Genomic DNA, 15,565 nt, shown 5'->3' on the forward strand with positions numbered 1-15,565 from the left:
TGGTAATATATTTTTTACCAAAATAAAGGATACAAATGTTTACTTTCTTTTCGAATTTAAGTTTAAGACTCAAAAGTACTATTATTTTAGCAAGTATTTTAACTGTAATATTACTGGCTTTCAATATATTTTCTATGAGAAGTTCAGAAGATCTCATTACAAAACAAATATACTCTCAGCTAAAAGTACAATTACATCAAGTCAATCAAACACTGGAAACCTTTGATGGTTTATTAAAAGATGTAGCAGACAGTTTATATGAAGCTTTTGACAGTCAATTTAATGATATTTCTTTGGATACAAGTAAAAGTATTCTAGTAAATAATGTAAGCACCCCAGAGATCACTTCACAAGGTATTGTTTTGAATAATAATTTCACTTATGTGGATGATTATACAAAATTAAAAGGCTCTACTGCCACCGTTTTTGCAAGAATAGGAGATGATTTTATAAGAGTAAGTACTTCTTTAAAAAGAGGTGATGGTTCAAGAACCTTAGGAACTTACTTAGGTAAAAAATCACCCGCTTATGCACCTATAATGCAAGGTAAAAAATATTTTGGAACTGCTTATTTATTTGGGGAACATTATATGGCAGTATATAATCCTATTATGAAGAACAATGAAGTTATAGGAATCTTATATGTAGGGTATAACTATACAAAAAGTTTTAATAAACTAATAAAAAGACTTAAAGATATCAAAATTGGTAAGAGTGGTTATTTATATATATTAAGTACCAAAGAAAAAGATTTAGGTACATTAATTTTGCATCCTACAAAAGAAGGTGAAAATATTATAAACCTTAGTGATATTAATGGAAAAAAATACATAAAAGATTTATATAAAAAAACAATAGGTCAAGACTCCTATATTTGGACAAATTCTAATGGTGAGCGTTTTCATAAAACAGTTTTACATGAAAACTATACAGATAGAAAATGGAAATTAGTATTAGGAAGTACAAAAGAAGACTTCTTAAAAGAAAGTAATGAATTCTCTATGCTCTTATTAGTATTGAGTATAGTTTCAATCCTTCTAATTGTTTTATGTATTTATTTAGTAATAAAAACCTTAGTCATTAATCCAATGAATAACTTACAGCATGGCTTGGTTGATTTTTTTGATTTTCTTAATAATAAAAAAGACGATACTTCTTTAATCACAATTAAAAACAATGACGAAATTGGCCAAATGGCCTCTCTTATAAACAAAAATATTTCGCAAATAAAAGAAAATTTATCCATAGATAATATTTTGATAAAAGATACTGTTTTGGTTGCGTCAAAAGTAAAAGAAGGGTATTTAGATAAACGTATTTTGGCACATTCAAATAATAAAGAATTAAATGAATTAAAAGATGTAGTTAATTCAATGTTGGATGGAATATCCTACAATATAAAAAATGTTCAAGAAGTTTTATCTTCTTATGCCTCATATAACTACATAAACTCTGTACCCACAAAAGACATTCACGCAGATATCAAAAAACTCTATGAAGATGTAAATGCTCTGGGAATTTCAACAACATCCATGTTACAAGTTAATTTAAAAAATGGAAACAAATTAAAAGATAATTCTAAAAATCTTAAAGATATTACGAATACTTTAAATACTTCAAGTACAGCTCAAGCTGTTTCTTTAGAAGAAACAGCAGCTTCAATAGAAGAACTTAGCATGAATATGACAAACAACGAAAACAATATGTCAAATATGGCGAATAATTCAAATGTTTTACAAGATTCCATAACAAAAGGCCAAGAATTAGCCAATAAAACGCTTTCTTCTATGGATTCAATTAATAAACAAACCGACTCAATTTCACAAGCCATTGTCATAATTGACCAAATTGCATTTCAAACCAATATATTATCTCTAAATGCAGCCGTTGAAGCAGCAACAGCAGGAGAAGCAGGAAAAGGTTTTGCAGTAGTTGCGCAAGAAGTAAGAAATCTTGCAAGTAGATCAGCACAAGCAGCCAAAGAGATCAAAGACTTAGTAGAAAATGCAACAGTAAAAGCGAATGAAGGAAAAAATATTGCCACTGAAATGATTGAAGGATATGAAGATTTAAATAAAAATGTAGAACAAAATACGCAAATGATTAAAGAAGTTATTCATAACTTTAAAGAACAAGTATCGGGCATATCACAAATTAATCATACTATCTCTCGTTTAGATTCTATGACACAAGAAAATGCAGCTATTGCACAAAAAGCAAATGATATTGCAAGTACCACAGATGATATTGCAAGTAAAATACTTGAAGACAGTCTTGAAAAAGAGTTTGAAGGAAAAAATAGTTAAATAAGAGTTTTCTCTTATTTATCGTGAATTTAACACTTTTTTAGTTCTTAGATATTATACTTCTACATACATGCAAAAAGGTAAAAAGTGAAATCTTATTTAATAACAGATCCCAATTATTATAAAGAAACAAAAGAAGTGTTTGAAAAAAACCTTTTAGATGTTTTGTCTAAAAATAAACCTGACTTTATTTGTTTTAGAGACAAAACAAATAATGACTATGAAAATTTAGCCAAAACATTTATTAATATTTGCAAAACTTCAAACATCAAAAATATCTTACTGAATCAAGAATATCTTTTAGCCCATAAATTAAAAGCAAGTGGGGTTCATTTAACATCACAACAGTTTGATAAAATAAAAGAAGCCAAAGAATTAGCTTTATATGTCATTATTTCTTGCCATAATGAAGAAGATATAAAAAAAGCAATTCTAAATAAAGCAGATGCTGTTTCTTTCTCTCCTATTTTTGATACTCCTAATAAAGGAAAAAACAAAGGAATAGAAGAATTAATACGTATTTGTAATACGTATGAAATCAAGGTTTTTGCACTTGGTGGAATTATTACAAAAGCGCATCTTAAAGAAATAAAGAAAAGCAAAGCGTATGGTTTTGCTTCTATAAGGTATTTTCTTTAAAAAGTTTCTTTTATTTTTGTTCCTTTTTCATTTAAATAAATAACATAGGTTTTAATATTTTTTGTTTTAAAAATATCTGCTATGGCTTTTTTATAATAGGAAACTTGAACCTCATGCTCAAGGAGTTCGTCTTTTGTGGTTTTATAATCACAAATAATAAAAGAATCCTCTTTATATAAAAGTAAATCCAATATCTTAATTTCATTTTTATACATTACTGCTTGTTCTGCTATAAACGTACTGTCTTTAAGTAAAGATATAAAAAGATCATTCTTAAGTAAGTGTTCAACTCTTTTATAGATTGATATAAAATCAGCTGTGCTTAAATAATTCATATATCTACTTTTAGTTAATTTAAGCGCATAAACCAGAGAATCTAAGGTAAATTCATTCATCATTTCAAGCGTATAATGAGTAGCAAGTCCAAAATATTTTGCATGCAAAGTATAAGAAGTATCTTTTTCTTTTTTAATTTGTTTTTCTTGTTTTCCTAAATCTAGTGCAGTATAAGAAATAGCTTGAACTTTCTCTTTGGCTTTTGGAACAATTTCTTTGCTAAAAAGTGTACCATTTTGATAGGCTTCTAAATTTAATAAATCAAAAACAGAAGTTTCATCTTTTTTAAAAATAATCAGATTATTTTTTGCTCGTGTAATTGCCACATATAAAATATTTAATTCATCGTCCCTTGAAAGTGCTTTTTCTTTTAAAAGTGCATTTTTATACTCTTCATTATAGTGTTCAAAATTAGGTATTTTATAATAAATATTTTTTAAAACCACATCTTCGTATTCAAATAACAAAGAAGAACGGTCTACATTTTTTCTTTTAATTCTATCTAATAAAAGGACGGTATCAAACTCTAAACCTTTTGATTTAAAGATAGTAAGTATTTGTAAACCATGCTGTTCTTTATTTTCAATACTGCTTTCAAGTTTATCTATTTCATATACAAAAGAAACAATATTAGAATACGTTTTACTTAAATCAATTAGTTTAATTACATTGTCATCTATTAACTTTAAATATTTAGCCACATACATTAAATTTTTACTTAGATTAGCTTGGATATCAATGTGCAGAGTTAATTCTTCTAAGGGTTTTTTACCAATTAAAGCATGTAGATTTTCTTTATAAATGTCTTCTTTGAAATATAAATATTTTATAGTATTAATCAAAGCTTTTACATTTTCTTGATTTTTTAACCTTGACGTCATTTCTGTTGAAATTTTAAGATGAGGAAACTTCTCACTTAAATACGAGTATAAAGATAAAACATCTGCATTGGTATACGTAAGAATGGCTACATCATTAATATCAACACCATTTTGTAATAAATAAGATATTTTGGAAGCCACATTGATAAATTTCTCATCTTCTTTTAAAGCAGTATCTATAAATACTTCTACATATCCATCTTTATTAATAGATTCTTGTTTGATGTATTCATAATTATGTACTTTTAAAAAGATTTCATTCACAAAAGAAACAATATTCTCTTTTGAACGGTAATTGGTATTAAGACTGTCCATTTCAATTAAGGGAAACGCATTACTAAGATGATCAAAGAGTTCTCTTCGTCCACCTCTGAATCTATATATACTTTGTTTCGTATCTCCTACATAAAAAAAACTTTTTTCGCTTGAGCTGGAACCAGATAATATCTCATTAATTAAAGGTTCTAGAATTTTATATTGCAAGGTAGAGGTATCTTGAAACTCATCTATCATCATATGTTTATATTTAGCATCCAATCTAAAATACAAAAAATCTTTATCAATTTTATTTTGCAGTAAATCATAAACCAAATTTGAAATATCATTAAATTCTAAATAATTCTTTTCTTTGTTATACGATTTTTTAAAATTCACAAACATACGATATAAACGCAGTAAATTACCTAAAGAATACGTAGATTTTAGTTTAAAATATATTTCTAGTTGTTCTTTTAAAAGGGTAAAATTGTTTTCCATAATATCATTACAGCATTTTTTAAAATAAGAATATTCTTTGGCTGCATTTTTATTTAACCATGTTTTTTTAATAAGTTCTTCAAAGCTGACAAAATCAACTGCTTTTTTTGCAGAATTTGAAGCGACATCAGAATTAAGCACTTGTTCTTTAATGATATAAGCATATTTCATTAAAGATTCTTTTTGTGCAAAAATCAAATCTTTTTCTATATTTATCGTTTTAAAGTCTTCATTTTTTTCATACAAAACTTTAAATAAATCAAAAATAGAATGATATTTTTTATTTTCAAAATGAGAAAAATCCAAAAGAAGTGAAAACTCTTTTTCATCCAATGAGTTTAATAACTTTAAAGAGATATCATCTAAATCATCTTCTTTAATATCAAAATCATCACTAATTCCTATATATCCACAAAATTCTCGTAAAATTTTATTTACAAATTTATCTATAGTATAAATGGAAAGTTCAGAATTTCTAAATTTTTTTAATAAAATATTCTTTTTATTTAAAATTACTTGTTTTGCAAGGCCCGATTCTTTTATAATATTGTCTAAATATATTTCATCATCCCCTAAAGTAAGCAAAGTATTGTATATTCGCTCACTCATTTCACTGGCTGCTTTATTTGTAAAAGTAAGAGTTAATATTTCATTGGGTTTTGCATCAAGCAACAATAAAGAGATGTATCGGACCGTTAATGCAAAGGTTTTTCCGGAGCCTGCACTGGCTTTTAGGGCTAAAAATTGTTTCATAAATGTATTCTACTCAAAAACAAATTAGAAGCAATTTTATCTACTTTCAAAAATAAAAAAATTTACCTTAGGACTTAGAAAGTTTAATTTTAGTACAATTCCAACTATTAAAATATTAAAGAAGATATGGAAATGGAAAAAAAACTTAAAAAAATTGAAACGCTACTTGATGCGATTCCACATATTAAAAAATTCTATGGAAAAACTATTGTAATAAAATATGGTGGCTCAGCTCAAACGTCACCTGAATTACAAGAAAAGTTTGCGGAAGATATTGTTTTACTTAAACTTGTAGGAATGAATCCTGTAATAGTTCATGGTGGAGGTGCTAGAATATCTGAGCTTTTAGAACAACTTAATATTACATCTGAATTTATAGAAGGTCAAAGAGTTACGTCTAAAGAAACAATGAGAGTTGTAGAGATGGTACTTTCAGGTGAGATTAATAAAAACCTAACTTCTTTATTAAACTATCATGGAGCAAAAGCCATTGGTATTTCAGGAAAAGATTCTTCTTTAATACAAGCAAAAGCAAAAGATCATGGAAAATTTGGTTATACAGGTGAAATTACTAAAGTAGATGCCAAACTTATTAATGCTTTAATTCACGAAGGTTTTATTCCTGTAATTGCACCAATTGCTGACTCATTAAAACCCAATCATCCAGGCTTTAATATTAATGCAGACCTAGCAGCATCTAAAATTGCAGCTGCATTAGATGCCCAAAAAGTAATCTTCTTAACAGATATTGTAGGTGTATTAGATAAAGATAAAAATTTATTATCAACATTAACACAAGAACAAGTAGAAGCATACAAAAAAGATGGAACCATACATGGCGGAATGATACCTAAAGTAGATTCTTGTTTAGAAGCTATTAATAATGGGGTTAATAAAGCGCACATACTTGATGGAAGAGTTGAACATTCAATTATTCTAGAGCTGTTTACAAGTGATGGAGTTGGAACTCAATTTATTCGAGAAAACAATGCAAATAACGGTATAGATATCGAAAAACTATTACAAGATTAAAAGGGAAAACATGCAATTTATAGAAACCAGAGGAAATGATGGAAAACACGAAGAAGAAGTTGCTTTTTCACATGCAATTTTAAATCCAAGTGCTTCATTTGGAGGTTTATATGTTCCAAAAACATTGCCTATTTTAGGAAATGCATTTATTGAAGCACATATAGACTCTTCTTATAAAGAATTGGCATTTAGTTTTTTAAAAACATTTAGAATTGATATTGAAGATGAGGAATTAGAAAAAGCATTGTCTTTGTATGATGCTTTTGATGATAAAGATAATCCAGCGCCTGTTGTAAAAATTAAAGATGATTTATTTATTCAAGAACAATATCATGGACCAACAAGGGCGTTTAAAGATATGGCTTTACAACCATTTGGCTCAATTTTAAGTGCTCTTGCTAAAAAAGAAAATCAAGAATATTTAATTTTAGCTGCAACTTCTGGAGATACTGGACCTGCTGCTTTAAATACATTTAGAGACAAAGAAAATATCAAAGTTGCTTGTTTATACCCACAAGGTGGAACTTCTGATGTACAGCGTCTACAAATGGTATGTGAAACAGGTAAAAATTTAAAAGTAATTGGAATTAATGGGAATTTTGATGATGCGCAAGCTGCACTTAAAAATCTATTAGCTTCCCAAACATTTAAAGATGAATTACAAAAAGAGGGGATTAAACTCTCAGCTGCTAATTCAGTAAACTTTGGACGAATTCTATTTCAAATTATTTACCATATTCACTCCTATATCCAGCTCTTAAAACAAGAAGAAATCACTTTAGGTGAAAAAATCTATTTAATTGTACCTTCTGGAAATTTTGGAAATGCACTTGGCGGGTATTATGCGCGTTTAATGGGTATTCCAATAGAAAAAATTCTTATTGCTTCTAATGAAAACAATATTTTAACCCAATGGATTAATACTGGAATTTATGATATTAGAGGAAAAGAATTAAAATTAACAAGCTCTCCTGCTATGGATATTTTAAAATCGTCTAATATTGAAAGAATTATATTTGATTTATATGGACCTTTAAGAACAAAAGAATTAATGGACAATTTAAATGAAGAAAATAAATTTTCTTTAACAAAAGAAGAATTAGTTTTATTGCAAAATGTATTTTCTGCTATAAACTCTGATGACGATTATGGTTTAAATATCATAAAAGAAGCAAGTCTGGATGGATATTTAATGGATCCTCATACAGCTACGTGTTTTAAAGCATACGAAAATTTAAAAGAAAAGAAACTTAAAACAGTAATGTACTCAACTGCTGAGTGGACAAAATTTTCTCCTACTGTACTTAATGCTTTAAAAAGTGATAAAGTAAAATACTCTGATAAAGAAGCTTTAGATGAAATATCTTCAAGTTTTGATATAAAAATCACAGATTCTATAAAAAATTTATTTAACGCAGAAATTATTCATAAGTCAGTTATCAACAAAGATGAGATAGAAAAAGAAATAATAAATTTTATTAAATAATAAGAATCATTCTCAATAAATAATCATTATCAAGTCATAACAGTTACCATCTTTAGGTAGCTGTAACCATCTGTATCATTTTTTCATCACATCTTTCAATTTCGTTATTAATTATTCATTAACATATATTTTTAAGTGAAGTTTAATTATAATGGGACAATTTATTTTAAAATAAGGAAGATTAATGTCTAACGATACTAATAGACGTGATTTTATTGGTTATTCATTTGCAGCTGTTGCAGCTGTAGGTGGTGGATTTGCACTTGTTGGAATGAAGCGAGCTTGGGATCCATTACCAAGTGTACTTGCTGGTGGATTCACAACAATTGACTTAACCCCAATGAAACCAGGTAAACCAGAAACATTTGAGTGGAGAGGTAAGCCAATATTTGTGCTTAAGAAATCTGAAAGTATGGATGATTCTGAGCGAGATTTAATTGTAGGTAAAGAGAGATTTACTGTTGCAATTGGTTTATGTACTCACCTAGGTTGTATTCCTGCATGGAAAAAAGATACTTGGAAATGTGCCTGTCACGGCGGTCAGTTTAATGCGAGTGGAACACAAACATTTGGACCACCCCCTAGACCACTTGATTTACCACCATTTTCTGTTGAAGGAAATACTATCGTTTTAGGTAACGAAGGTCCTGAATTCAAAAAAATTGCTGCTTTTTTAGCAACACAAGCGTAAGGGGTAGCGAATGGCAAAATTAACAAAAGCAAACTCTCTTGGTGAGTGGTTTGATCAACGATTAAATACCACACAATTCAATAAAGTTATGATGACTGAATATTGGATTCCAAAAGATATTAACTTCTTATGGGCAATGGGTGTTTTATTAGCAACTACTTTTGGAATATTAATTATTTCAGGTATTTTTTTGATGATGTATTACAAACCTGATATTAACTTAGCATTTGATTCTGTTAACTACACAATTATGCAAGAAGTTGCATTTGGTTGGTTGTTTAGACATATGCATGGTGTTGCAGCTTCGGTTATCTTCTTAATTATTTATATTCATATGTTTACTGGAATTTATTATGGTTCTTATAAACAAGGTAGAGAAATGATTTGGATTTCTGGTATGTTATTGTTTATGACATTTTCAGCAGCTGGATTCTCTGGATATATGTTACCTTGGGGACAAATGTCTTACTGGGCAGCTATGGTTATTACCAATCTATTTGGTGGAGTTCCAATTATTGGGGATGCACTTGTAGTTTGGATTAGAGGGGACTTTAATGTAGCAGATGCTACGTTAACAAGATTCTTTATGTTACATGTATTTTTATTACCTATTACTATTATGGGATTAATTGGATTACACTTTTATACATTAAGAATTCCTCATGTTAATAATCAAAGTTCGGAAGAAATTGATTATGATTTAGAAGCACAAAAATATTTATCTGGAAATAAAAAAGAATCTAAAGTTATTCCTTTTTGGCCTGTATTTATCTCAAAAGATTTAGCAGTTCTAGGTGTATTTTTGATTTTCTATTTTTACTTAGTATTCTTCCATTATAACTTTGCTATGGATCCAGTTAACTTTGATCCTGCTGATAATATGGTTACACCTGCACATATTTACCCAGAGTGGTATTTTTTATGGTCGTATGAAGTATTAAGAGGTTTCTTCTTTGATATTGCTGGAATTAAGGCTTTTGATATTGGATTAGCTGCATTTGGTTTTGCCAATGTTGCATTCTTGTTATTACCGTTCTTAGACAGAGATCCTGAAATTTTACCAGCTCATAAAAGACCACTATTCTTTATTTGGTTCTGGATTTTAATGGCCGATTTAATTGTATTAACTGTTTATGGAAAACTTCCTCCAACAGGTTCTAATGCATGGGTAGGATTCTACGCAGCCGTTGCATTCTTAGTAATTTTTGCAGTATTACCATTAGTTACTAAAATGGACGCTAAAAAGAGAGGTAAGTAAAATGAGAGAATTAAAAATACTTGCAGTTGTTGTTGGTCTTACTCTTGTGATGTATTGGGGTGTTGAACCTTATGCTCATCACGAGATGCATCCAACAGTTGCAGAAGCTGATTTTGATTTTAAAGATGTTGATGGATTAAATGGAGCTAAAGGTGATGCTGTAAATGGTGCTACTTTAGTTCAAGCTAATTGTACAGCATGTCACTCTATTGAAGTTGCTAACTTTCCTGCTTTAATGTCTAACGCGGATAATGGAGCAGCTTATGGTGTTGTTCCACCTGATTTATCCTCAGCTGGTAAGATTTATTCTGGTGATTATTTAGCAGCATTTATTAAGAATCCTGCTAAAGCTGCAAAAGTTGAGCATAAATTCGTAGATGATGCAGTTCACCCTATGCCTAATTATGATTGGATGCCTGCATCTGATATTGCTGATATGGTTGCATATTTACAAACAATTGCTCCTAAAGAAATGTCAAATAAAGAAGTGTTTACTGATGCTTGTTTAAGATGTCATGGTATTAAATACGCAGATATGAAAGGTGGCTCAATGGCTGCTCAAACTCCTGCTGATAACATCAAAGCATATATGGGAAAAACTCCTCCAGATTTATCTCAGTACATCAGATCAAGAGGACATGAATACTTAGGAACATTTATTAATGATCCTGCTAAACATCTTGAAGGTACAGCAATGCCAAGAGTGGGACTTAATGAAGAAGCTCAAGCTCAAGTAATTGCATATATGGAAGACATAGGAGATTCTAAAAAATCTCAAAGAGAAGAATTAGGACCTAAGTTCTTAATTTATATGGTTATCTTTGCTATTTTTGCTTTCCTTTGGAAAAACAGTAAATGGAGAGAAGTTCACTAGAACATCTCTTCTAAATAAAAAAGGGCACAGAGAAATCTGTGCCCTTTTTTTATGCCTAAAATAAAGAAATTATCTGTAAGAGTGAAGGATATACTAAGGATAAAGAAAGAATATAATAAATATACTATTATTCAAAGGGCTTATTAAAGTAATACTTTAGAAGCCATTGCTGTAATAGCAGTTTCTGAGCGTAATATAAGCTTAGATGAAAAACCAACAATATTTTCTTCTTTAAATAAAGAAAGTTCTTCTTTTGAGAAACCACCTTCACACCCAAGTGCGACAGATGAAAAATCTGCTTGTGAAACATTTTTTTTAGAAAAATTAAGCGCATGTGTATCTGGGTTTAAAGCTAAAAATTCTTTTAAAGAAGTAATTAATTCAAGTTTTATAATAGAAGAACGTCCACATTGCCCAGATGAATTAATTAGTATTTTTTCAAACTTTTCAAAATTTAATTTAAAGTTTTTTTGAGAAAAAGATCCATAATAAAAAGATATTTTATCTACTCCTATTTCATTTAAATAAGGAAGTTGTTTTTCTATTGTTTTAGGATCAACCACTGCCCATAAAATATGAAGTTTTTTATGAGCTTCTATGCATTTTTCTTCATTTTTTATAAGAGTAAGTATTGCTTCTTTTTTAAGAATATTGAAAATTTCATAGGTATAAAGTGAAGTGTCTTGTAAGTTTCTAAAAAATATTTGATCTTGTAGTTTGTGACGTCTGGCTTTAATTAGATATTTGTAAGCATCTTCTTTTATAACAAGAGAAGATGCTCCTGCATCACTATGATGTAAAAACTGCATTAAATTAAAGAAATAATGGTTGACATTACAATAAGCACTGCCATTTCAATTCTATAAATCTTTTTTGCATAAGGAATAAAAGCTTTTTGTAGTTCTATATCTGTACTTTTAATAACTCTCATTTTTTTGAAACGTTTAATTTCAATAACCATTAAAAAGATTCCTGTTGGAATCATTAATAATACTTTAAATGCTAAGTCATGATAAAAGGCTGATAAAATCATTCCTGTATAAATAATCATTGCATTTGCAATATGATAGATTGATGTCATAGCTTTTAGTCGTTTAGCCATTTTAATAAAGTTCTTAACGGTAGAAACAGTATAGTAATTAAACAACATAATACCAAAAAAAACAAAGAGCATAAAAACATGCATTTGTACGGAAGAACTCATTACGTCCATATTATCTCACTTTTAAAAATTTTGGGTATTATATCAAAGATATACCAAATAAAAGATTTATATTTTATCTTAATATTATGGACTAAAAGACGCAAGAAGGAACAAAATGGCAGTTACTCCCAAAATAGCAAATGAAATAATTTTAACAAGTATCAAAAATGAAGTTTGTGAATTTTTACCTTTTGAACAAGCCAATCAAAGAGTACTGGGTCAAGATATAGTTGCCACTTCTTCTTTGCCTAAGTTTGACAATTCAGCAATGGACGGTTATGCCATTTTGCTTGAAGATGAAAATAAAATACTTACACTAATTGATACTATTTTTGCAGGTGATAACAATACTAAAATGCTGGAAGAAGGTACTTGCATTAAAATTATGACAGGAGCAAGAGTTCCATCTAATTGTACAGCAGTTGTTCCCAAAGAAGATGTTGAAGTTTTTAGTGATAAATCAATAAAACTTCATAAACAAATTAAAGAATATCAACATATTCGTTTTATTGGCGAAGATATTAAAAGCGGTGAAGTTTTGATTAAAAAAGGTGAGATACTTAATTTCTCACATATTACACTCTTAGCATCACAAGGAATTTCACATATAAAAGTTATCAAAAAACCTAAAATTGTTGTTTTTTCTTCAGGAGAAGAACTAAAATTACATTATGAAAAGATTGAACCTTACCAAATATACAATTCAAATACCCCCACTTTACTCTCTCGTTGTAAAGAATTAGGTTGTGAGGTGAGTTTTATAGGCCAAGCACAAGACAGTATAGAATCTATTAAAGATTCTGTTTTAAATGCATTGGATGCAGATTTGATTATTACTTCAGGTGGGGTTTCTGTAGGAGATGCTGATTTTACAAAAGCTGCTTTCAATGAGCTTTCTTTTACAACACTTTTTGATGGTATTTTTATTAAACCAGGGAAACCAACAGTATTTGGGAAAATAGATAATTCTTATGTATTGAATTTACCAGGAAATCCCTTAGCAGCTGCATTAATTTTTGAGCTCTTTGGAAAACTAATAATTAACAAACTTTTAGGCGTAAATGTCATTTACCATAATTATATAGAAACATCTTTAGAAGGTGAATATATTAATAATAAAGCGCAAATGAGTATTGTTCCTGGTTTTTTTGATGGCTCAACTTTTACTATATGTAAAAAAATGCGTCCAGGTATGGTCTCTACCTTAAGTCATTGTAATTCTTTAATTGTAGTAGATAAAAGTGTAAAAAAATTAAGCAATAAAACAAAAGTAAAAGTTCTTCCTATTTCATGGAAGTTTTTTACGAACAAAGAAAAGGATTATTTAACCTATGAGTAAAAAAGCAATATGTATTTTAAGCGGAGGGATGGATTCAACCCTAGCTTCCTATATGGCAAAAAATGAAGGTTATGATCTTGTAGCTGTTCATTTTAATTATGGTCAAAGAACACAAGAGCGAGAATTAAAAGCATTTAGAGATGTTTGTAAATCTTTGGAGATAGAAAACAAATATGAAATTGATATTCCTTTTTTTGCACAAATTGGTGCTTCTTCTTTAACAGATAAAAGTATAGAAATTCCCACTTCTGGAATTGAAGAAGGAGTTCCAAGTACTTATGTTCCTTTTAGAAATGGAATATTTTTATCCATTGCTTCTGCAATAGCAGAAAAAGAAGGAGCACAAGCTTTATTTATAGGCGTTGTGCAAGAAGATGGTTCGGGATATCCAGACTGTACAAACTCTTTTATAGGAAAAATGTTAGCAGCTATTAATCAAGGAACTAAAGAAAGCACAAAAATTAGTATTCAAACACCCTTGGTTAATTTAATGAAAGAAGATATAGTAAGAAAAGCTTTAGAATTAGATGTTCCACTAAAACTTACTTGGTCTTGTTATCAAGAAGAAAAAGAGGCTTGTGGTTTATGTGATTCCTGTCGTTTACGCTTAAATGGTTTTGCACTTGCAAATACTATTGACCCAATTCCTTATAAGGCTAAATAATGAAATGGAATATTTCAAAAGAATTTGATTTTTGTTATGGACATCGTGTTTGGTCACAAGAGCTTGATATTGAATTTGCACTGGATGACTGTTTAGTATGCAGACACCTTCATGGGCATCAAGGTAAAATCATTATTCATTTAGAATCTGATAAATTAAAAGGTGGTATGGTAACTGATTTTAAACATTTAAATTGGTTTAAAGTTTTTTTAGATAAAACACTGGATCATAAATTTATAATAGATATTAATGACCCTTTATTTCCTACCCTACTGCCTCATTATACAAATAAAGAAAATCTTATTTCTTTTGAAGAAAATTATAAACGTCCGGATATGGATTTTATTAAAAATGAAGAAGATCATATCAAAGAAATGTATGAAGGTTATATCATAGTTGATTATGTTCCTACTAGTGAAAATATATCAACATGGTTATTAAAAATCATCGAAAAGAAAATGAAACGCTTAGATGTAAAAGTTTCACATTTAGAATTTTTAGAAACGCCTAAAAGTAAAAGCACGGTATATGCTTGACCTAAATGAAATTTTTGGGCCTACTATTCAAGGAGAAGGAAAAAGAATAGGTAAGGTTTCAATTTTCATTCGTTTTTCTAAGTGTAATTTTTCCTGCTCTGGTTTTGCTGTTGAATACATCACGCCTAAGGGTGAAAAAAAATGGGGTTGCGATACTTATTATGCCGTGGATAAAAGTTTTAAAAACGAATGGAAAAAAACCTCTTATGAAGATATTATCAAAGAGGTTAATCAACGCTGTAATAAAAAACTCTATGATATTGTTATTACAGGAGGAGAACCCCTTCTTCTTTGGAATAAAAAAGAATTTCAAGAAATCTTAAAATATTTAATTCTTAAAGGGCATAAAGTAACTATTGAAACAAATGCTTCATTAAATATTGATTTTACATGTAACTATCAAAAAAGTATTCTCTTTTCAATGAGTGTTAAATTATCCAATGCAAATGAAAAATATGAAAAAAGAATAAATATTTCTGCACTTAAAAATATAATACAAAATACTAAAGATGCGTATTTAAAATTTGTACTTAATGAAAAAAACATACAAGAGCTCGAAAAAGAAATTGAAGATCTTAAAAATGTTTTGCCAAAAATTGATATTTATTTAATGCCCATGGGAGATAAAGTCAAAGACTTAAGTTTAAATGACAAGCGTATTATTGAATTATGTATTAAACATGATTACATTTATTGCGACAGAACCCATATTAGAATTTGGGGTGACAAACGTGGAGTGTAAATCACTTAATTAGTAAAAAGTAGGAAAAGATGAATAAAGTCAAATTTTGCTAAAAAATGATAAAATAA

Annotated in this window: 14 protein-coding genes; 11 read left to right on the forward strand and 3 right to left on the reverse strand. The window is 28.8% G+C overall.

Annotation, left to right across the window (positions count from 1 at the left end; translation table 11 throughout):
* Positions 1-35 precede the first annotated feature (35 nt).
* A complete protein-coding gene (locus HRT41_05740; protein NQY23513.1) occupies positions 36-2,306 on the forward strand; it encodes a methyl-accepting chemotaxis protein in 2,271 nt (756 codons plus the stop codon).
* An 87-nt stretch (positions 2,307-2,393) separates the two neighbouring features.
* Positions 2,394-2,945, forward strand: coding sequence for a thiamine phosphate synthase (locus HRT41_05745; GenBank protein NQY23514.1), 552 nt, complete (start codon positions 2,394-2,396; stop codon positions 2,943-2,945).
* Here HRT41_05745 and HRT41_05750 read toward each other — a convergent pair.
* On the reverse strand, positions 2,942-5,671 hold the full coding sequence (locus tag HRT41_05750) for a RecB-like helicase (GenBank protein ID NQY23515.1): 2,730 nt from the start codon (positions 5,669-5,671) through the stop codon (positions 2,942-2,944). The two genes, HRT41_05745 and HRT41_05750, sit on opposite strands and share 4 nt — an antisense overlap.
* Positions 5,672-5,803: 132 nt before the next feature.
* Here HRT41_05750 and argB point away from each other — a divergent pair, with 132 nt between their 5' ends.
* The 5 genes from argB (at position 5,804) to HRT41_05775 (ending at position 11,012) form a co-directional block, all read left to right on the forward strand.
* The gene (argB, locus tag HRT41_05755; GenBank protein ID NQY23516.1) at positions 5,804-6,703 is read left to right on the forward strand and encodes an acetylglutamate kinase; all 900 of its coding nucleotides are present in this window, start codon (positions 5,804-5,806) and stop codon (positions 6,701-6,703) included.
* Positions 6,704-6,713: 10 nt separating this feature from the next.
* Entirely contained in the window at positions 6,714-8,189 is a 1,476-nt protein-coding gene (locus HRT41_05760; protein ID NQY23517.1) for a threonine synthase, read from the forward strand.
* 184 nt (positions 8,190-8,373) lie between these two features.
* Positions 8,374-8,880, forward strand: coding sequence for a ubiquinol-cytochrome c reductase iron-sulfur subunit (petA, locus tag HRT41_05765; protein NQY23518.1), 507 nt, complete (start codon positions 8,374-8,376; stop codon positions 8,878-8,880).
* 10 nt (positions 8,881-8,890) lie between these two features.
* A complete protein-coding gene (locus HRT41_05770) occupies positions 8,891-10,138 on the forward strand; it encodes a cytochrome bc complex cytochrome b subunit (protein NQY23519.1) in 1,248 nt (415 codons plus the stop codon).
* 1 nt (position 10,139) lies between these two features.
* Positions 10,140-11,012: a cytochrome c1 gene (locus HRT41_05775; GenBank protein NQY23520.1), complete on the forward strand. Its 873-nt coding sequence runs from the start codon at positions 10,140-10,142 to the stop codon at positions 11,010-11,012.
* Positions 11,013-11,155: 143 nt separating this feature from the next.
* Here the strand turns inward: HRT41_05775 and HRT41_05780 are convergent, their stop codons facing one another.
* Positions 11,156-11,821, reverse strand: coding sequence for a 16S rRNA (uracil(1498)-N(3))-methyltransferase (locus tag HRT41_05780; GenBank protein ID NQY23521.1), 666 nt, complete (start codon positions 11,819-11,821; stop codon positions 11,156-11,158).
* Entirely contained in the window at positions 11,821-12,225 is a 405-nt protein-coding gene (locus tag HRT41_05785; GenBank protein NQY23522.1) for a hypothetical protein, read from the reverse strand. The genes HRT41_05780 and HRT41_05785 overlap by 1 nt, the downstream gene beginning before the upstream one ends.
* A 106-nt stretch (positions 12,226-12,331) precedes the next feature.
* Here HRT41_05785 and HRT41_05790 point away from each other — a divergent pair, with 106 nt between their 5' ends.
* The 4 genes from HRT41_05790 to HRT41_05805 are packed head-to-tail and all read left to right on the forward strand — an operon-like array spanning position 12,332 to position 15,497.
* A complete protein-coding gene (locus HRT41_05790) occupies positions 12,332-13,555 on the forward strand; it encodes a molybdopterin molybdotransferase MoeA (GenBank protein ID NQY23523.1) in 1,224 nt (407 codons plus the stop codon).
* The gene (queC, locus tag HRT41_05795; protein NQY23524.1) at positions 13,548-14,219 is read left to right on the forward strand and encodes a 7-cyano-7-deazaguanine synthase QueC; all 672 of its coding nucleotides are present in this window, start codon (positions 13,548-13,550) and stop codon (positions 14,217-14,219) included. The genes HRT41_05790 and queC overlap by 8 nt, the downstream gene beginning before the upstream one ends.
* Positions 14,219-14,755, forward strand: a complete 537-nt coding sequence (locus tag HRT41_05800) for a 6-carboxytetrahydropterin synthase (GenBank protein ID NQY23525.1) — start codon at positions 14,219-14,221, stop codon at positions 14,753-14,755. Before queC ends, HRT41_05800 begins: the two co-directional genes overlap by 1 nt.
* Positions 14,748-15,497 (forward strand): 7-carboxy-7-deazaguanine synthase QueE, encoded by a 750-nt coding sequence (locus HRT41_05805; GenBank protein NQY23526.1) that lies wholly within the window; start codon positions 14,748-14,750, stop codon positions 15,495-15,497. Before HRT41_05800 ends, HRT41_05805 begins: the two co-directional genes overlap by 8 nt.
* The last annotated feature ends 68 nt before the right edge of the window (positions 15,498-15,565 follow it).

The sequence above is a fragment of the Campylobacteraceae bacterium genome, from assembly GCA_013215945.1.
Classification (GTDB): Bacteria; Campylobacterota; Campylobacteria; order Campylobacterales; family Arcobacteraceae; genus NORP36.